Source organism: Janthinobacterium amylolyticum (genome assembly GCF_051380655.1).
Lineage (GTDB): Bacteria > Pseudomonadota > Gammaproteobacteria > Burkholderiales > Burkholderiaceae_D > Janthinobacterium.
On sequence record NZ_JBNYXL010000001.1, the window covers coordinates 305799 to 322725 of the forward strand.

The following is a 16927-nucleotide window of genomic DNA, read 5'->3' on the forward strand; positions in this document are numbered from 1 at the left end:
CCGCCTCGATCATGCGTCGCGGGCACGTGCGCCTGGCGTGCAATTTCCGGCCGCCTGGCTGTCCGGGCTGCACCCAGGAGCAGTCGCTGCAGCCTGCTTGACCTTTTGCGCAGCATGCTTCTGAACGAAGTCTCTGGCTTCGGCCAGGGTGGCCGGATAGCGGACGGCCTTCATGCCGCCACATGCGGGTTCGTAGACCGAGTAAAAGCGAAAGCCATGCCCGATCAAGAACCGGATCTTTGCCCATTGCGCCGCATCCCGTGCGGGAGGTGCGGAGAATTTCCGGCTCAGCATCACCAAAGCGGCGCGGCACTGCGGGCAGCAACGTTCTTCTGTCGTGGCCGGATACTTGAATGACTTCCTGCAGTGCAGGCAAACATGGGGGAAACGAAACGCTTGTATATGTTTCAGCTTTGGAAAAAGCTGGTGATGACGATATTTTCCCATCGGCGATCTCATTAAATTTTCACGCTTGCATCCACGTGGGCGCGCTGCGCATGTCGCGCGCGCATGCGCAGGAAGATGCGTTTCTGGCAGCAGGACAATTCAGCCAGATCATGCCGCCGCCAGCCACGCCATCTTCTGCACCTGGATATGCGGATGGCTTTCCAGCGCTTCCCATTCCGGTAAAAAGACAAAACCCTGTTTCTGGTAGAACGCCGCCGCGCGCGCATTTTCCTGTGCGACGTCGAGCACCAGCCGCGCGTGGCCGTTGTGCACGGCGCACTGTTTGACGGCATCGACGAGGGCCGCCGCCACGGCCATGCCGCGATATTCTTGCTGTACCCACATGGCGATCAGGTGGCACTCGCCATTGCCGGCGACCACCTGTGCGGCCAGGCCGATGGATTGCTCGCCGTCAAAGGCGAGGAAGAAGGTGCGCTGCGGCGTGCTGACCGAGCGTTGTTGCCAGTCTGCGTCGCTAAAGCGGGCCGCGCTGGCGTGGCTGGCGCCAAAGGCGGTGGGAGCGTCGACCAGGGCGGCCAGGCGCACCGCTTTCAGGGCCGGCCAGTCGGCGGCATCGGTGGGGCGGATGATGATGTTGTTCAAACCTGTGTGATTCCTTAGCTGGTGGGCGCGGCCGTGGACGACGAAATCTTCTTGTACGCTTCAGCCAGCATGGTCACGGTGGCCACGTCGTTGACGCTGCGCGCTTCGATGACCGTCTCGCCGGAAGCGATGCTGACATCGCCGTTCGCATAGCTGGCAGGAAAGCGCCGCTCGGTAATCTTGTTGGACAGGACATTGCGCGTATAGCGCAGCGCGACAAGCCGCTCGCCTTCCTGTTTGATGACGACGTAGTTCGGTACGCTGGTACGTTCCAGTTTCCAGGTGCCGATAAAGTCTTCGACAGGGGCGGCGCTGGCATTGGCAAGCAGCACGCAGGCGGCGAAGGTGCCCAGGAGCAGTTTTTTCATGGTGATGACAGTCTATGCAAAGGTGGCCCGCAGCGCAGGAAAATACGTCACATTGCCTGAATGGCGTGCTGCTGGCAAAAGAACCGCGCCGGCCATTTAAGTATTTGATAATATTAACAGGATCGCTGCCTTCTCTGCCGCCGTTCGCACAATTTTGCTCACGCCTTGTTGCAGGCTCGCCCGGACAGTTCCAGCAACGCCTTTGCCTGCGCTGCCACCAGCAGCCCGGCGCGGTAAAAGGCATCGGATGAAGAGCTGACGTCGTCGGCCAGCACTTCCGTGATCCACACGCCGTTGCTTGCCAGATACTGCGGAAGAGCATCCTGCATGCCCTCGTGCAAGCCTTGCAGAATGGCGGCCTGGTATTCATCGGGACACGCCACCTTCCAATGGATGCCAGCCTCCTGATTGTCATGACACTGAATGCGCAATCCTGCCGCGCGGAAGCGCCCGCCGAGGTGCTGGCTGAACCAGGCGAGATGTTCTATTTGCAAGGGAATGCCGATACGCTCAGTTGTCATGACTGGTCCCATATTTCAATCGTCAACACCTGCCCGGGCACGCAGGCCGCGATGCGTTCGGGGTGCACGGTGATGCTGCCTGGCCAGCCCGTGGGCTTGTCTTGCGGGAATTCGCCATCCTGCGCTTCCGCGATGCCGGCCAGCAGCAGGGGGGCAATGTCCTCCGATAGCGCCGTGTAGCGGTTGGGAAAGCCGTTCGACGACAGCTGGGTCGCCTTGCCATCGTGGCACAGCTGTGCGATCCAGTCAGCGCCGAACAGGCCCGCTTCCCAGGTGGCGAGAAACGCTTCCTTGTTGACCTGCGTCATGTCGGCCATGCGCTCCGGCGTGTCTGTCGAGATAATGGTCCACCAGCCTGACATGGGCATTCCTTGTAAAAAGTAAAATTTAACGGGTCATGGCGCGGCGTAGCAGGTAGCTGAGGCCGTCCACTGCCGCCACCATCAGCAGCATGGCGATGATGACGGTGGCCGCGCTCTGCATCTGGAACAGCGACAAATGGTATTTCAGCATCTGCCCCAGGCCGCCCGCGCCGACGACGCCGAGGATGGCGGCGGCGCGGATATTGTTTTCCCAGCGGTAAAGGGTGTAGGACATCATTTGCGGGCTGCATTGCGGCAAGGTGGCGTACAAAAACGCCACGGCCGGGCGGGCGCCATTGATGCGCAGGGTGGCGGCCGGCAGCGGCGGGCAATTCTCAAACGCATCGGCAAACAGCCGCCCCAGCACGCCGACCGTGTGCAAGGCCAGCGCCAGGGTGCCGGCGAATGGGCCCAGGCCGGCGGCGATCAGCAGGATCGACGCCCACACCAGTTCGGGAATCGAGCGCAGCACATTCAGGACCGCGCGCGTGGCATTGCGCGCCAGGGCGCCAAAGCGGCCGCTGGCGGGCAGGGCCAGCAGCGCGCCCAGGATGGCGGCGATCAGCGTGCCGATGGCCGACATGGCCAGGGTCTCGAAGGTGGCCACGCCAACTTTGATCAGGAAGTTGGGCGCCAGTTCCGGCGGCGCGAAGCCATGCAGGAAGTCGGCTGTCGTGCGCACGGCGTCGGCACTGAAGAATTCTCCCCATTTCAGGGGCAGGGTGGCGAAGCTGGCGATGACCAGCAGCAATAGGCCGGCCAGCAAGGCCCAGGTCGACCAGCGCACGGGCACAGCGGCAGGCAATGCTGGCTGCAGGCTGGCATCCAGATGCTTCATGCCAGCCTCCGGCGCAGCATGGCGGAGACGGCGTCGGCACCAGCCACCAGCAGCACGAAGACCATCAGCATGGTGGCCAGTTCGCTGCCTGCCATCATTTTCATCGATTCATCCATGCGCTGGCCCAGTCCGCCCGCGCCGACAAAACCCATGACGACGGAGCCGCGGATCGCACATTCCCAGCGGTAAATCGTGTACGACACCAGTTCGGCGGCGGACTCGGGCAGGGCGCCATACAGCAGGGCTTGCAGGCGGCCACCGCCGTTGTTGAGTATAGCGTTGCAGGCGGCCGCATCCGACGATTCAAGGATTTCCGCATACACCTTGCCCAGCATGCCGCAATAGGTGAGGGCGATGGCGATCACGCCCGCCGTCGGCCCCAGGCCCACGATGCGCACCAGCAGCAAGGCCCACACCAGTTCCGGCACGCTGCGCAGCAGCACCAGCAGGGCGCGCACGGCGTGGCGCACGCTGGCGGCCAGCGGCGATACCCGGCCTGAGCCGATGCGCGAAATCGACAATCGCTCCGTTACCAGCAGGGTCAGCGGGATGGCGCCCAGCATGGCCAGCGCCATGCCGGCCGTGGCCATGGCAATGGTTTCCCAGCTCGATACGGCCACCAGTTGCAAAAATTCCAGCGAGTGGGCCGGCGGCACGAAGCTGGCAAGGAATTGCCAGGTAGCGGACAGGCTTTGCGCGTCGAATAAAATCCACGGCTTGAATTCGGCCTGCACCAGCATCGGCCACAGCACGAGCAGCACCACGGCGGCGTCGGCCAGGCGGCCGCGCCAGGCGGGGTCGCGCGGCATGGCGGGGTTTGCGGTCTTCAGCAACGGGGCCTCGCCGCATTGAGGTCGACATCGATGGGCTCGAAGTCGGGCGACGTGTCCATCTTGTTGCGATACAACTGCTCGATCAAGGCATCGCTGACTTCGCTGCTGGGCAAGTCGAACACGACCTGGCCATCGCGCAAGGCGATGATGCGCGCAAAGCAGGCGCGCGCGATCTCGACCTGGTGCAGGCTGCAGATCAAGGTGGCGTTGCGTGCCTGCGCTTCCGCCTGCAGCACATGGATCGTCTGCACTGCGAGAGTGGGGTCGAGCGCGGACAGCGGTTCGTCAACGAGGAAAACCTCGGCATTCGAAACGAGGGCGCGGGCCATGCCGCAGCGCTGGCGTTCGCCGCCCGACAGGCGGTCGACGCGCGCATACAGTTTGTCCTGCAGCTTGAATTTGCCCAGCGCTTCCCACGCGGCGCGCGGATCGACGGGGGCCAGCAGCGAGCGGATGGCTGTCCATAGACTCCATTGCGGCAGGCGGCCCGCCAGCACGGCGTTGACCACGCGCTGGCGCGGCGGCAGGGGCGGCGTCTGCGGCGCCAGGAACATGCGCGCGCGCAAGGCGTGGCGTTCACTACTGGCAATCTGCCATGGGGAACTGCCGAGGATATGCAGGCTGCCCGATGCCGGGCGCAGCGCGCAGGCCAGGGTATGCAGCAGGCTGGTCTTGCCGGCGCCCGAGGGGCCGATCAGGGCGATCTGTTCACCTTGGGCCACGTCCAGGCTGAGCTCGCGTAGCGCCAGTGCATGAGCAGCGGCGCCCGCGTGGTGGACGCTGACCTTGTGAAGTTGGAGTGTCATGCGATGTGTCGGTTTTTCGGTGGCGGTGTCGGATTACGCGGCTGCGCCGCTAATCCGACCTACGCCATGCAACGGCAGCGTAGGTCGGATTAGGCCGGAGGCCGTAATCCGACAACATTGTTGGCATTATTGCTGGTGTCGGCTTACGCGGCCTTGCCGCTAATCCGACCTGCGGCTAACGCATCGGCCTACATTACTTCAACAGCTTCGCATCGCGCGCGGCCGCTTCGATATCCTTGTAGTTCTCGGCCTTGGTCGGGATGAACTTGGTGGCGCGCTGCAGTTCCAGGATTTCCTTGCCTTCCGGCGTGGCAGGGTCCAGCGCCAGGAAGGCGTCCGTCAGCTTCTTGCGCACGACGGGGTTCATGTCGGCGCGCACGCTCCAGTTGTAATCGTAGTAGCCGGGAGTCGTGTAGAACACGCGCACCTTGGCCGGATCGACCTTTTTCGCTTCGACCAGTTTTTCCCAAACGGAAATGTTCAAGGTGCCCGCATCGATCTTGCCGCCAGCGACAGCGGCGACCGTGGCGTCATGCGCGCCCGAGAAGGCGATGCGCTTCATGTCGGTATCCGGGTTGATCTTGGCGGCCAGCAAGTAGTAGCGCGGCATCAGGTGGCCGGAGGTCGACGATTCCGAGCCGAAGGTGAAGTTCTTGCCCTTCAGGTCGGACAACTGGTTGATGTCCTTGCTGGTGGTGACGAACACCGAGCGGAATTTCGTGTCTTCCTCGCGCTGCACCAGCGGCACGATCTTGCCGCCGCTGCGCACGTTGGCTTGCACGAAGGTAAAGCCGCCGAACCAGACCATGTCGAGCTTGTTATTGATCAGGCCTTCCACGGATGCCGCGTAATCGGTGACGGGCGTAAATTCCACCTTCATGCCCAGCTTTTTCTCCAGGTAGCTGCCCAGCGGCTTGAACTTGCGCTGCAATTCCGTCGGCGCTTCGTCGGGAATGGCGGACACGCGCAGCACTTGCTGCGCCTGTGCGATGCCGCTGTGGATGGCCAGGGTGGCGGCGACGGTGGCCAGGATGGCAGGGAATTTGGAGAATGTGGTCATGGAACGGCCTTTGAAATAGTTGTACATTAAATTACGGAAACCCCGGTCGTGCCTTCCAGCACGTCGCCAATCACCGTGGCGTCGGCAAAGCCTTCTGCGCGGAAAATCGCCAGGACGTCCTCGACAGCTTCCGGCGCGCACGCCACCAGCAGCGGGCCGGCCGTTTGCGGGTCTGTCAGGATCGCCTTGTCGATGGCGCTCAGGCTGTCGGCCAGCGCTACTTGCGCGCCGTAGCCTTGCCAGTTGCGGCTTGAGGCGCCCGTGATGTTGCCGTTTTCGGCCAGTTGCTGCACTTGCGGCAGCAGCGGCACGTCGTTCATCGCGATGCGCGCCTGCACCTTGGCGCCGCGCGCCAGTTCCAGCGTGTGGCCCAGCAAGCCGAAGCCCGTCACGTCCGTCAATGCATGCACGCCGTCCAGCAGGGCCAGTTTCTTGCCCGGGGTATTGAGTTTGGTGGTGTTGTCGATCAAGGAGGCATAGCCGTCCTTGTCCAGCGCGTTTTTCTTCAGCGCGGCCGACAGGATGCCCACGCCGATGGGTTTACCCAGCACCAGCTTGTCGCCGGCGCGCGCGCCCGCGTTGCGTTTTACCTGCGATGGATGGACCAGGCCCAGCACGACCAGGCCATAGATCGGCTCGACGGAATCGATGGTGTGGCCGCCGGCGATGGGAATGCCGGCCTGGGCGCAGATGGTTTCGCCGCCCTTGAGGATCAGGCCGATGGTTTCCACCGGCAGCTTGTTGACGGGCATGCCGACCAGGGCCAGCGCCATGATGGGCGTGCCGCCCATGGCGTACACGTCGGAAATGGCGTTGGTGGCGGCGATGCGGCCAAAGTCGAACGGATCGTCGACGATGGGCATGAAGAAATCCGTGGTGGCGATCAGCGCCTGCTCATCGTTGAGCTGGTACACGGCCGCGTCATCGGAAGTCTCTATGCCGACCAGCAATTCCTTCGGCAGGGGAAAGCCGCCGCTGCCTTTCAGGATCTCGGCCAGCACGCCCGGCGCGATCTTGCAGCCGCAGCCGCCGCCATGGGCAAATTCGGTCAATCGGATGGGGGTATTGGGTGTTGCTGCACTATCTGACATGGGAGTTCCTGCTGATGTTGTGTACTGAAATATAAATGTTAGGAGAACATGCTTTAACCCAAGGCCAAGAACCGGGGTCGGACCCTGAGGGGCCGACCCCGGCAGTTTGCCGTTCGGGCATGAGCGGTTTCTAACACTACTCCTTGACGCCGACGATAGCACATAATGCCCGTGCGGCTTGCTCAAAAGCATGTTCGGAAATATCGGGCAGGACCAGCGGCGTGGCCTGGGCGTAGCGGCTGAAGTTGCGGGCGATCGATTGCCGGTAGACGGGATCGTAGTGCTGCACCAGCAGTTCTTCCACCAGCTCTGCCATGCTGCCCGCCGTGGCCAGTTGCTGCCAGTGGGCGATTTTCTCCTTGCCATGCAGCTGCGTCAACAGGGCAAGCTGCACGTTCAGGCCGGCCGGGTCGGCCACATAATGTGCATAGTCCTGCATCAGCAGTTGCACGCGCTGGGCGGTATCGAGGCGCACGTCGGTGCAGTCGGCCGCGCGCATCTTTTCCATCAGCGCGTCGGGCACGCGCAGGCGGCCCACTTTCTTGCTTTCCGATTCGATGAAGACGGGCAATGCCGGGTCGAAATGGCGCAGCTGCTGCCACAGCGCGCTTTCAAACGCCTTTTGCGACGGCTGGGCTTCCTCGGGCAAGCCGCCCAGCACGGAGCCGCGGTGGGCCGCCAGGCGTTCCAGGTCGATCACTTGCGCGCCTTGCCGGTCCAGCACTTGCAGCAAGCGGCTCTTGCCGCTGCCCGTCGGCCCGCACAGCACGTTGATGAAATCGAAGCGCGCGGGCAGGGTGGCCAGTTCGGCGTTGACGTGGCGCCGGTATTCCTTGTAGCCGCCGTCGAGCTGCGTGACGGGCCAGCCGATGCGCGCCAGGATATGCGCCATGGCGCCGCTGCGGTTGCCGCCGCGCCAGCAATACACGAGCGGCTGCCAGTGCTGCGCGTGGCCAAGGAAACCATCCTCGATATGGCGCGCGATATTTTTCGCGATCAGCGCCGCACCCAGCTTCTTCGCTTCGAAGGCGCTGGTCTGCTTATACAGGGTGCCGACGCGCACCCGCTCTTCATCGCCTAGCACGGGCAGGTTGATGGCGCCGGGCAAGTGGTCTTCCGCGTACTCGGACGGGCTGCGCACATCGATGATGGCATCAAATTCGCTCAGGCGTGGCAGGATATCGCTGAAGGGAAGGACTGCGGGGTATTTCATCAGGGCAAGGACGCTGGCGGGGGAAACACGTATTATCCCCGATAAACGGGGCCGGCGTGGGCAACTAGCCCAACAATTTGCCTAGCAGCGGTGCCAGCAGCACCGTCACGACGCCGGAAAAGATCATCGTCAGGCTGGCCACGGCGCCTTCTTCCGTGCCGACGCGGCGCGCCACGGATAAGCCAAAACCGTGCGCGGCCGCGCCATACGGGGCGCCACGGGCGATGCGCATGCGCAAGGGCAGCAGTTTCAGCAGCGGCTTGCCCAGCATCAAGCCGAACAAGCCCGTCATGACGACGAAGATGCCCGTCAGCTGGGCCGAGCCGCCCATGTGGCGCGACGCTTCCAGCGCGAACGGCGTGGAGACGGAGCGCGCCAGCAGGCTGCGCGCCATGTCGCCGTGCACGCCCAGCAACTGGTCCAGCAGCAGGGTGGCGGCGACGGAGGCCACGATGCCGGCGCAGCTGCCCAGCGACAGGGCCAGCCAGTGTTTGCGGATCAGCTTGCGTTCCTGGAAGATGGGCAGGGCAAACGCGATGGTGGCAGGGCCCAGCAGCCACGGCAGCCAGCGCGTCTCGCCGAAATACGTGGCGAATGGCGTCGAGGTCGCTTGTACGATAACGATCAGGATCGCCGAGGTGCAGATGGCCGGCGTCAGCAGGAAGTGCGGGTGGCGCTGGTGCAGCGCCTGGTTGGCGTAGAACAACACCAGGGTCAGCAGCAGGAACAGCAGCGACAGCAGCAAGGTGTTCATGGCGCCGCCCGCATGGCGCGCTGGCGCAGCAGCTTGTTCAGGCGCAGCTTGCGTTCATAGCGGCACACCCATTCCACCGTCAGGGCCGTGGCCAGCATCACGCTGGCAAAGCCCAGGCCGATATTCAGGAACAGGGTCAGGCCCTGGGTTTTCAACAATTCCGTAAACTGCACCACGGAAACGACCAGGGGAATGAAGAACAGCAGCATGTTGGCCAGCAGCCAGTTGGCGCCCAGCTCGATGGCGGCAGGCCGCACCCAGCCCGCCAGCAGCAGGACCACCAGCAGGGCCAGGCCCACGACGCCGCCGGAAAACGGCAGCTGCAGGGCGGACGCGGCCTGGTCGGCCAGCCACCAGGCGGCAATCAGCACGCCCACCTGCCACACGGTATGCGCCGGCTGGCGCCAGGCTGGGGCACGGGGCATGGCAACGGCGGCGGGATGGTGCAAGGCTTTCACGGCGGGCTTTCAAAACGGCAGGGGAAGGTTGCATTGTAGAGAGCCAACATCAAAAGATAAAATGACTTAAACTCATAATTATCATTCGCTTTTGGAATGCATCATGGATATCCGCTCCTTGCGCTACTTCGTCGAAGTGGTCGAGCAGAACAGTTTTACGCGGGCCGCCGCCAGGCTGCACGTGACCCAGCCGACCGTCAGCAAGATGATCGCCCAGCTGGAGCAGTCGCTGGACCTGGCCTTGCTGGACCGTGCGGGCAAGCGCTTTACCCTGACGGACGCGGGCAAGGTGGTGCTGTCGCGCGCGCATGAACTGCTGGCCCTGCACGCGGAACTGAAGGTGGAGTTGCGCGACTTGCAGCAGCTGGAGCGGGGAGAATTGCGCGTCGGCGTATCGCCGCAGACGCATGCCACCCTGGCGCCGTGGCTGGCCGAATACCACCAGCGCTATCCGGGCATCGAGCTGAAAATGTACGAGAGCGGCACGCAGGCCATCGAGCGCGACTTGCGCACCGGCACGGTGGAACTGGGCACCATGCTCGACTATCCGGGCAATGCCGCCACCTGGCAGGATTTCGAGGCGCTGCCGCTCGTGCGCTCACCGCTGTGCCTGCTGGCGGCGCCCAACTCGCCGTGGCAAGGCCGCGCCAGCGTGGCCCTGGCGGAACTGGCCGGCAGTCCCTTCATTTTCTACGGCGCCGCGTTCGCCCTGAACGAGATCGTGCTCGACGCCTGCCAGCGGGCCGGCTTCGCGCCGCGCATCACGGGCCGCAGCGGCCAGTGGGATTTTATTGCCTCGCTGGTGCGCCTGGGCGTGGGAGTGTGCTTGCTGCCCAAGATGTATTGCGACACGCTCGATGCCACGCAGTTTGACGTGATTGCCCTCGACGGCCCGCCCGTGGAATGGAATCTGATGCTGGCCTGGCGCCGTGGCGGCCGCCTGTCGTTCGCCGCCCGTGCCTGGCTCGACCTGGTCAGGGCGCACGTGGAGCGGCGCGGGCGATTACAATAGGCGCTTGCCAACCACCGCCATCCCTATGAAGAACACCGGTCACGCCAGCGTTACAAGCCGATTCAAGCGCACCGCAGGCTCCTTGCTGCTGGGATTGTCATGCACCTTGGGCCTGATGGGCGCCATGGGCAGCGCCCGGGCCGCCATTCCCGTGTATGGCTACTTCGTCAAGAATGCCTACCCGCACGATCCCCAGGCCTTTACCCAGGGCTTGCTGTTCAAGGATGGCCATTTGTATGAAAGCACGGGCCAGAATGGCCAGTCGTCGCTGCGCAAGGTGGAGCTGACGACTGGTAAAGTCTTGCAGAAAACCATGCTCGACAAAGATGTGTTCGGCGAAGGCATCACCGACGTGGGCGACGACCTGGTCGGCCTCACGTGGGTTTCGCAGACCGGCTATGTGTTCGACCGCAAGACCTTCAAGGTGAAGCGCAAGTTCAGCTACAAGGGCGAAGGCTGGGGCCTGGCCAGCGATGCCAGGGCCGTCTACATGAGTGACGGCACGTCCGCCATCCGCGTGCTGAACCCGAAAACCCTGGCCGAAGTACGCCGTTTCGAGGTCAAGGCCGATGGCCGCCCGATCGAGCGCCTGAATGAGCTGGAAATGGTCAACGGCGAACTGTTCGCCAATGTCTGGGGCGCGGACGTGATCGCCCGCATCGACCCGGCCAGCGGTAAAGTCGTGGGCTGGATCGACCTGACGGGCTTGCTGCCGCCCGGCATGCGCGGCACGGCCAATCCCGACGCCGTGCTCAATGGCATCGCCTGGGATGCGCGCGGCAAGCGATTGTTTGTCACCGGCAAACTGTGGCCGCAGCTGTTCGAGATCGAGCTGATCGAAATCCAGCGGCATTGATGTTTCCAACAGGACAGTGTTGCTAACAACGAATCGTTTATGATGGCGCGATGTTGATACTCCTTCAGACCGCGCCCTCCATGTCTTTGCTTCCTTCTCCCCTCCGCCGCCTGGCGGCCGCTGCCGTGATGGCCGCCGCCGCGATGCCCTTCCTGCCAGCAGCGCAGGCGCAGACGCCGTATGTGCCGGTGGTCAAGCATTACGGCGATTTCGTCGTCACGCAAGACCGCCATACGACGGACGTCACCCTGGCCTTCCGCCAGCACGGCTACTGGCCGGGCGGCGCGCGCGAGGTGACGGAAGTGCGGCCGCTGGCCGCCACGCGCGAAGGCCAGCCCATGCTGCTGGCGTTCACCAAGGGCTACACGGGGCAGGGCACGATATTGATCGGCGTGCAGAATGGCGAACCGCTGATGCGTCCCATCAGCCCGCTACAGCCCAACAACATGGTGCGCACCGAGCGCGACCCGGAATGGGGCGTGCCGCAGCCGGGCCGCAGCGAGGTGCTGCTGTTTTCCCGCGATGCGCGCGCGCTCGACACGCGCACGGGCGAGCTGCTGTGGTTTGACATGCCGGGCGTGGTGACGGGAAATCATGCGCCTGCCACGCTGCTGGCCGTCTCGCCGGACAACGGCCGCGGCGCGTTTCTGACCAGGACGCAGGTGCTGCTGGCCACGCGCGAGGACGGCGTCGTTGCCGCCTTGCCCTTGCCGGCCGACACGCACCAGCGCTGGCTGAAACCGCTGTCCGAAGCGGCCGATGCGCAGGCGCGCGCCGCCCTGAAGGCGGGCAAGGGCCGCACGGATGCGCAGCGCATCGAACGCGAAGCGCGCCTGGCCTGGTTTGGCCAGCAATTTGAATGGAAACAGGGAAAGAATGGCTGGCAAGTGACGGGCCTGGGCGCCACGTCCGTGCCCGTGCCACCCAAAGGAGCGCAGCCATGAAACCATTGCAACTGTTGACTGGCTGCCTGGGCGCCGCCTTGCTGGCCGGCTGCGTGCACAGCGAGATCGCGCCCAGGGATTACCTGACGCAAGACCTCGACAAACAGCAGGCGCTGGTGGAAGTGGACGTGCTCTTTGCGCAAGCGCCCGACGACAGGCTGACGTCACGCACCACCTCCCGCAACAGCGTGGAATACGCGGGCGCGCCGCATATCGTCGTGCCGTTCTACCAGAAGGGCCTGGGCTTCGACCAGGGCTTCGCCGGCACGTATATCTTTGCCGTGGTGTATCCGGTAGCCAAGGTGGAAACGGCCACGGCCAGCACCCGGGTCTTCGGCCAGCAAGTGGACAAGCAGCGCTACCGTTTCCGCGTGCCGGGCAAGGCGCAGTGGAACAGCAATGAAACCTTTATGCTGAACTTCAGCCGCAAGGGCCGCCGCGAAGCCATCACCTTCCGCTTCAGCAACGAGAAAAGCTGCCCGTCCGCCTTCAAGGCCATCACGCCCACGTATGGTTTTCCCATCGAGGTCAGCGCCAGTTTCAAGGACAACAAGGGCTGCCTGAAAGTGTGCGACAGCCGCGATGGCTACGCGGGCTTCTGCGCCTTCCAGCCGCCGCCGGCTTCCTGACTATCAGCATGCCAGCCACGCGCCGCCGCAGCGCGGCGCGCGGTGTATACACGCGCGCGTTCTGAAAAATCTATTCAATTGTCATCTTTTTGGGGTAAATCAGGCCTGTTTGCCAGCGCCGCCGGGGGCAAAATTGACGCAGGTCAATTCTTCTTTTGACGCGTAAAACTTGCCGCAAAAATATCTTTCCAAGGCGTATTATGTTTCAGCCCTTAGCCGGAGATTCCCGGCGCCACGCAGCCGGGCGCGGGCACGGCATCCCCGAAACGCATCCTTCCTGTGGAGAGACAAGAATGAAAATGCCCGTTTTAGGCAGCACCCAGCCGCTCATCACCAGACAGCCGCTGGACCAGCTGGCCACCGATACGGCCGCCGTGCGCGCCATCGCCCAGGCGGCCGTCAGCGTCGAACTGTTTACCATCCCCCTGTACATGGCCACCATGTATTCGATCCAGGGCACGCACCAGATCAACTCGAAAGACATCAGCTATTACAAGGGCCGGCGATGGCCGGGCATGAGTACCAGCGCGCATCCGGCAACGCCGGAAGAGCACGCCTTCAACATCATCTTCAGCGTCTTCATCCAGGAGATGCTGCACCTGCAGATGGCAGCCAACCTGGCCACGGCCATCGGCGCGGCGCCATGCTTCACGGGCTCGGAGCTGCAAAGCCTGGAGCACGGCTGGACCTGCTACGGCAAGGATTGCACGGTGATCCCGCACATCGTCGACCTGCAGGACACGTCCGGCTACCGCCACGTGCGCGTCAACCTGGAGGAATTGAACAGCAACCAGTGCGACCTGTTCCTGGCCATCGAGCAGCCGGAACAGCAGGCGCGCGACCAGCTGGCCGAGTTCGACAAGCACAACCACACCAAGTATTTCCCCGAAGTGCCGTTCGCGGGCTGGACGCCGGGCAAGCACGTGCACGACTTGCCCCTGTTCGGCACCATCGGCTATATGTACGAATGCTATGCCCGCTATATCAGCATCGAGTACGAGGATGGCGAAACCCTGTGGCAAAAGCTGTTCGTCAACGGCTCGGTGCAGCAGGACATGTTCAACACCACGGTCAAGGGACATGAAAAGGCGGAATTCCCCCGCTTCGACACCTGTTTCGGCAAGGACGACCAGGATGGCGGACAGATCCGCTCGTTCAACAAGGCCATCGACATGATGGCAGCCATCACCGACCAGGGCGAGGGCAGCGACACGGCCATCACGCGCTACCGGCGCCGGCTGCAGGCGCAGCTGATGGCGGTGAAACCCGACTACCGCGAAGACCTGGCGGCGCTGACGGCGGATTATCCCTCCTACACCGAAGGTGGCGAGGATGCCGATTCGCGCGACGCCAGCGCCCGCCACGACAGCGCCGAGTTCGACCATTACGAGCGCTTCGGCCAGGTCAAGGCCAGGCTGCCCATCAAGACCTGGGTGCAGTGGCACCGGGAAGGCAATCGCTGGGACGAGAAAATGCTCACCAACGCCAGCTACAACCCAGGCACGGCGCCAAAGAATATCCCCGCGCCCGAGCAGGTGGCGGGCGCCCTGAACCGCCTGAAGGACAGCAGCGACACCCTGAAAATGCTGAGCACGGTGGCCACGGGCGCCATTTATGGCATCACCTCGGTGCTCGATACCTACTGGCAAAAGCAGGACACCGCCTTCCCGTATCCGTCGATGGTGGGCGCCGGCGACCGCATGGCCATCTGCTGGGCCGTGCTGGGCCAGGCGCCGAACCTGGCGACGGGCGTGCCGAAGATCGAGAAAGACGTGCTGTACCACGCCTGCCAGGGCATGCACCTGGAAGGCGAAGCATCGGCCACGTGCGCGGCGCTGGCCGTCTACCATACGTGCAAGGGCTCGAACGGCTGCCACGCGCAGGGCGGCTGCGGCTTTGCCCAGCTCGACAAGGGCGGCGGCCAGTGCGGCGGCTCCTCGTGCGGCCATGCCGTGAAGGCAGTGGCGGCGGCAGGCAACCTGTGCGGCGCGCCGAAAGGGCCGTACAGCGCGCCGAGCGACAACAAATGCGGCGGCTTCGGCGGCTGCGCCGTGCCGATCTCGGCCTCGCAGCTGTATCCGAACACCACCAGGACGACGCCGCCCCAGTCCGCCACCATGGCGCTGTACGATTTCGGCCCGGCGCCCGAGCACCACAACATCCCGCTGGGTCAGACCATGACATTCTCGCTGGGCGACAGCGTCTACGACAAGGCCTGGGAAGCGTATGGCAAGGTGATGGCGGCGCGCGGCACGCCCGTGGGCGCGGCGCCGCCACCGACCGATCTGCGCCTGGCCCTGCCGCCATCGACTTGATGGCGGCCACCAAGCCAGCGGTGCTTCCACGCCTGGGCCTGCCACATCTGGGCCTGGGCGTGGGGCTGCGCCCGCCCCATTACACGCACATCCTCGAACATGGTCCGCAGGTGGACTGGTTCGAGATCATCAGCGAGAACTTCATCGACAACCACGGCTATGCGCGCCATGTGCTCGATGTGGTGGCGGCGCAGGTGCCCATCGTCATGCATGGCGTCTCGCTGTCGATCGGCAGCAGCGATGCCTTGAACCTGGGCTACCTGCGCCAGCTGCGCCGGCTGGCGGAGGAAATCCGCCCCGCGTGGATTTCCGACCACCTGTGCTGGACGGGCGCCGCCTCGCTCAACAGCCACGATTTGCTGCCGCTGCCGCTGGACGAGGCCAGCCTGCGCCACGTGGCGGGCAGGGTGCGGCAAGTGCAGGAATTCCTCGGGCGGCCATTAATCCTGGAAAACCCCAGCACCTATGTGGAGTTTGCCCAGTCCAGCATGCCGGAATGGGAGTTTTTGGGGCGACTGGCCGAGGATACGGGCTGCGGCCTGCTGCTGGACGTCAACAACGTGCATGTGTCCGCGCACAACCACGGCTATGATGCGCAAGCCTATATCCGCCAGCTGCCGCACGCGCACATCGTGCAGCTGCACCTGGCCGGCCCCACGGATTGCGGCGAGGTGCTGATCGATACGCACGACGCCCCCGTGCCGGCCGCCGTCTGGCGTTTATACGCGCTGGCGCAGCGGCTGACGGGCGGCGTGTCGACCCTGCTGGAGTGGGATGCGAACATCCCCGCCTATCCGCAACTGCTGGCAGAACTGGGCAAGGCGCGGGCGGCAGAGCGGGGCGAATTCAGCGAAGACGCGCCAGCGGCCACGGCCAGCGCATCCGCCGCAGTGTCGGCGCCCCTGGGTTTCCATGCGGGGGCCGTGCATGGCTGAACGCGATTTGCCTGGCGCGCCGCTGGCGCAAGTGCAGGCGTGGTTCCTGACAGCCATGACGGCGCCCGGCGGCGCGGCGCGCGGCGTGCAACTGGCGGGCCAGCGCCATGGCCTGCAGCCGGAACAGGTACTCTTGCCCGTAGCGGGCGGCCCCGCCCGCCTGCATATCTATGCGGACGGCTACGTGCTGCGCCTGCTCGAATGCCTGCAGGCCGACTACCCCGTGCTGCGCCGCGTGATGGGCGACGAGCTGTTCGGCTTTTTTGCCCGTGCCTACATCTGGCGCCATCCGTCCGCTTCCACCACCTTGTATGACCTGGGCGGCGGCTTTGCCGACTTTCTTGCCGCCAGCCAGGCGGGCGCGGGTGGAGGCGCGCAGGGCGCCGCCTTGCGTTTTCCCGTCGAACTGGCCCGGCTGGAGCGGGCGCGCGGCGAAGCGAGCCGGGCGCCTGGGCTGGAAAAAATGCCTCGGCCTGCTTTGTCATTTTTGCCATCTGGCGTGGACTTGCTGCTGGGAGACACGCGGCAATGGCGGCTGGCGCCGTGCGCGCGGCTGCTATCCCTGACTTTCCCCGTGCACCGCTATTGGCAACAGGCGCAGGCGGCGCCGGACGATGGCGTGCCACCCCAGCCGGAGGAAGCCCCGGGTTTTGTCGCGATTACACGCCTGCACTACCGGCTGGCCATGCACGACTTGCAGCCATGGCAATTCCATTGGCTGCAAGCGCTGGCCGATGGGGCGCCGCTGGGCGGCTGCGCGCAGGAGGCGGCCGAGGCCAGCGGCAGGGCGCCGGACGCCGTGCTGGCCGATGCGATGCTGTGGCTGCCCATGGCGGCCGCCACAGGTTTGATTGCTTAAAGGCAATAAATTGCACGCAAAAA

General features: G+C 64.3%; 20 protein-coding genes. 7 read left to right on the plus strand and 13 right to left on the minus strand.

Annotation, left to right across the window (positions count from 1 at the left end):
• Window positions 1-9: 9 nt before the first annotated feature.
• The 13 genes from ACQ4WR_RS01450 to ACQ4WR_RS01510 form a co-directional block, all read right to left on the minus strand.
• Window positions 10-447 carry a hypothetical protein gene (locus tag ACQ4WR_RS01450; RefSeq protein WP_436484818.1) on the minus strand — a complete coding sequence of 146 codons (438 nt, stop codon included), beginning with the start codon at window positions 445-447 and terminating at the stop codon, window positions 10-12.
• 108 nt (window positions 448-555) lie between these two features.
• Window positions 556-1050, minus strand: coding sequence for a GNAT family N-acetyltransferase (locus ACQ4WR_RS01455; protein ID WP_436484820.1), 495 nt, complete (start codon window positions 1048-1050; stop codon window positions 556-558).
• A 14-nt stretch (window positions 1051-1064) separates the two neighbouring features.
• Entirely contained in the window at window positions 1065-1418 is a 354-nt protein-coding gene (locus ACQ4WR_RS01460; RefSeq protein WP_102297055.1) for a DUF2147 domain-containing protein, read from the minus strand.
• A gap of 158 nt (window positions 1419-1576) precedes the next feature.
• A complete protein-coding gene (locus ACQ4WR_RS01465) occupies window positions 1577-1951 on the minus strand; it encodes a hypothetical protein (RefSeq protein WP_436484822.1) in 375 nt (124 codons plus the stop codon).
• On the minus strand, window positions 1936-2301 hold the full coding sequence (locus tag ACQ4WR_RS01470) for a hypothetical protein (RefSeq protein ID WP_102297061.1): 366 nt from the start codon (window positions 2299-2301) through the stop codon (window positions 1936-1938). Before ACQ4WR_RS01470 ends, ACQ4WR_RS01465 begins: the two co-directional genes overlap by 16 nt.
• 25 nt (window positions 2302-2326) lie before the next feature.
• Window positions 2327-3139, minus strand: a complete 813-nt coding sequence (gene phnE / locus ACQ4WR_RS01475) for a phosphonate ABC transporter, permease protein PhnE (protein WP_436484823.1) — start codon at window positions 3137-3139, stop codon at window positions 2327-2329.
• Window positions 3136-3948, minus strand: a complete 813-nt coding sequence (locus ACQ4WR_RS01480) for a PhnE/PtxC family ABC transporter permease (RefSeq protein ID WP_436485375.1) — start codon at window positions 3946-3948, stop codon at window positions 3136-3138. Before ACQ4WR_RS01480 ends, phnE begins: the two co-directional genes overlap by 4 nt.
• 17 nt (window positions 3949-3965) lie before the next feature.
• The gene (locus ACQ4WR_RS01485; RefSeq protein ID WP_436484825.1) at window positions 3966-4778 is read right to left on the minus strand and encodes a phosphonate ABC transporter ATP-binding protein; all 813 of its coding nucleotides are present in this window, start codon (window positions 4776-4778) and stop codon (window positions 3966-3968) included.
• 193 nt (window positions 4779-4971) lie between these two features.
• Window positions 4972-5838: a putative selenate ABC transporter substrate-binding protein gene (locus ACQ4WR_RS01490; protein WP_436484826.1), complete on the minus strand. Its 867-nt coding sequence runs from the start codon at window positions 5836-5838 to the stop codon at window positions 4972-4974.
• Between the two features lie 26 nt (window positions 5839-5864).
• Entirely contained in the window at window positions 5865-6929 is a 1065-nt protein-coding gene (gene selD, locus ACQ4WR_RS01495) for a selenide, water dikinase SelD (protein WP_436484827.1), read from the minus strand.
• Between the two features lie 136 nt (window positions 6930-7065).
• Window positions 7066-8142 carry a tRNA 2-selenouridine(34) synthase MnmH gene (gene mnmH / locus ACQ4WR_RS01500; protein ID WP_436484828.1) on the minus strand — a complete coding sequence of 359 codons (1077 nt, stop codon included), beginning with the start codon at window positions 8140-8142 and terminating at the stop codon, window positions 7066-7068.
• A 64-nt stretch (window positions 8143-8206) separates the two neighbouring features.
• Window positions 8207-8896: an LrgB family protein gene (locus ACQ4WR_RS01505; protein WP_102297071.1), complete on the minus strand. Its 690-nt coding sequence runs from the start codon at window positions 8894-8896 to the stop codon at window positions 8207-8209.
• Entirely contained in the window at window positions 8893-9354 is a 462-nt protein-coding gene (locus tag ACQ4WR_RS01510; RefSeq protein WP_436484830.1) for a CidA/LrgA family protein, read from the minus strand. Before ACQ4WR_RS01510 ends, ACQ4WR_RS01505 begins: the two co-directional genes overlap by 4 nt.
• A 103-nt stretch (window positions 9355-9457) precedes the next feature.
• On the opposite strand from ACQ4WR_RS01510, the gene ACQ4WR_RS01515 reads away from it, so the two are divergent.
• The 7 genes from ACQ4WR_RS01515 (at window position 9458) to ACQ4WR_RS01545 (ending at window position 16904) form a co-directional block, all read left to right on the plus strand.
• Entirely contained in the window at window positions 9458-10366 is a 909-nt protein-coding gene (locus ACQ4WR_RS01515; protein WP_436484832.1) for a LysR substrate-binding domain-containing protein, read from the plus strand.
• A 25-nt stretch (window positions 10367-10391) separates the two neighbouring features.
• Window positions 10392-11222, plus strand: coding sequence for a glutaminyl-peptide cyclotransferase (locus ACQ4WR_RS01520; RefSeq protein ID WP_102297075.1), 831 nt, complete (start codon window positions 10392-10394; stop codon window positions 11220-11222).
• Window positions 11223-11302: 80 nt separating this feature from the next.
• Window positions 11303-12166 (plus strand): hypothetical protein, encoded by an 864-nt coding sequence (locus ACQ4WR_RS01525; protein ID WP_436484834.1) that lies wholly within the window; start codon window positions 11303-11305, stop codon window positions 12164-12166.
• Entirely contained in the window at window positions 12163-12795 is a 633-nt protein-coding gene (locus tag ACQ4WR_RS01530) for a hypothetical protein (RefSeq protein ID WP_436484835.1), read from the plus strand. Before ACQ4WR_RS01525 ends, ACQ4WR_RS01530 begins: the two co-directional genes overlap by 4 nt.
• A gap of 293 nt (window positions 12796-13088) precedes the next feature.
• On the plus strand, window positions 13089-15110 hold the full coding sequence (locus ACQ4WR_RS01535) for a ferritin-like domain-containing protein (protein WP_436484837.1): 2022 nt from the start codon (window positions 13089-13091) through the stop codon (window positions 15108-15110).
• Window positions 15110-16045: an MNIO family bufferin maturase gene (gene bufB, locus ACQ4WR_RS01540; protein WP_436484839.1), complete on the plus strand. Its 936-nt coding sequence runs from the start codon at window positions 15110-15112 to the stop codon at window positions 16043-16045. The genes ACQ4WR_RS01535 and bufB overlap by 1 nt, the downstream gene beginning before the upstream one ends.
• A complete protein-coding gene (locus ACQ4WR_RS01545) occupies window positions 16038-16904 on the plus strand; it encodes an HvfC/BufC family peptide modification chaperone (RefSeq protein WP_436484841.1) in 867 nt (288 codons plus the stop codon). The genes bufB and ACQ4WR_RS01545 overlap by 8 nt, the downstream gene beginning before the upstream one ends.
• The last annotated feature ends 23 nt before the right edge of the window (window positions 16905-16927 follow it).

Excerpts from the sequence above, each read along its gene's own strand:
- ACQ4WR_RS01450 (WP_436484818.1), bottom strand. The coding sequence starts at position 447 with ATGGGAAAATATCGTCATCACCAGCTTTTTCCAAAGCTGAAACATATA.
- ACQ4WR_RS01460 (WP_102297055.1), bottom strand. The coding sequence starts at position 1,418 with ATGAAAAAACTGCTCCTGGGCACCTTCGCCGCCTGCGTGCTGCTTGCC.
- ACQ4WR_RS01465 (WP_436484822.1), bottom strand. The coding sequence starts at position 1,951 with ATGGGACCAGTCATGACAACTGAGCGTATCGGCATTCCCTTGCAAATA.
- ACQ4WR_RS01470 (WP_102297061.1), bottom strand. The coding sequence starts at position 2,301 with ATGTCAGGCTGGTGGACCATTATCTCGACAGACACGCCGGAGCGCATG.
- phnE (WP_436484823.1), bottom strand. The coding sequence starts at position 3,139 with ATGAAGCATCTGGATGCCAGCCTGCAGCCAGCATTGCCTGCCGCTGTG.
- ACQ4WR_RS01480 (WP_436485375.1), bottom strand. The coding sequence starts at position 3,948 with ATGCCGCGCGACCCCGCCTGGCGCGGCCGCCTGGCCGACGCCGCCGTG.
- ACQ4WR_RS01485 (WP_436484825.1), bottom strand. The coding sequence starts at position 4,778 with ATGACACTCCAACTTCACAAGGTCAGCGTCCACCACGCGGGCGCCGCT.
- ACQ4WR_RS01490 (WP_436484826.1), bottom strand. The coding sequence starts at position 5,838 with ATGACCACATTCTCCAAATTCCCTGCCATCCTGGCCACCGTCGCCGCC.
- selD (WP_436484827.1), bottom strand. The coding sequence starts at position 6,929 with ATGTCAGATAGTGCAGCAACACCCAATACCCCCATCCGATTGACCGAA.
- mnmH (WP_436484828.1), bottom strand. The coding sequence starts at position 8,142 with ATGAAATACCCCGCAGTCCTTCCCTTCAGCGATATCCTGCCACGCCTG.
- ACQ4WR_RS01505 (WP_102297071.1), bottom strand. The coding sequence starts at position 8,896 with ATGAACACCTTGCTGCTGTCGCTGCTGTTCCTGCTGCTGACCCTGGTG.
- ACQ4WR_RS01515 (WP_436484832.1), top strand. The coding sequence starts at position 9,458 with ATGGATATCCGCTCCTTGCGCTACTTCGTCGAAGTGGTCGAGCAGAAC.
- ACQ4WR_RS01520 (WP_102297075.1), top strand. The coding sequence starts at position 10,392 with ATGAAGAACACCGGTCACGCCAGCGTTACAAGCCGATTCAAGCGCACC.
- ACQ4WR_RS01525 (WP_436484834.1), top strand. The coding sequence starts at position 11,303 with ATGTCTTTGCTTCCTTCTCCCCTCCGCCGCCTGGCGGCCGCTGCCGTG.
- ACQ4WR_RS01530 (WP_436484835.1), top strand. The coding sequence starts at position 12,163 with ATGAAACCATTGCAACTGTTGACTGGCTGCCTGGGCGCCGCCTTGCTG.
- ACQ4WR_RS01535 (WP_436484837.1), top strand. The coding sequence starts at position 13,089 with ATGAAAATGCCCGTTTTAGGCAGCACCCAGCCGCTCATCACCAGACAG.
- bufB (WP_436484839.1), top strand. The coding sequence starts at position 15,110 with ATGGCGGCCACCAAGCCAGCGGTGCTTCCACGCCTGGGCCTGCCACAT.
- ACQ4WR_RS01545 (WP_436484841.1), top strand. The coding sequence starts at position 16,038 with ATGGCTGAACGCGATTTGCCTGGCGCGCCGCTGGCGCAAGTGCAGGCG.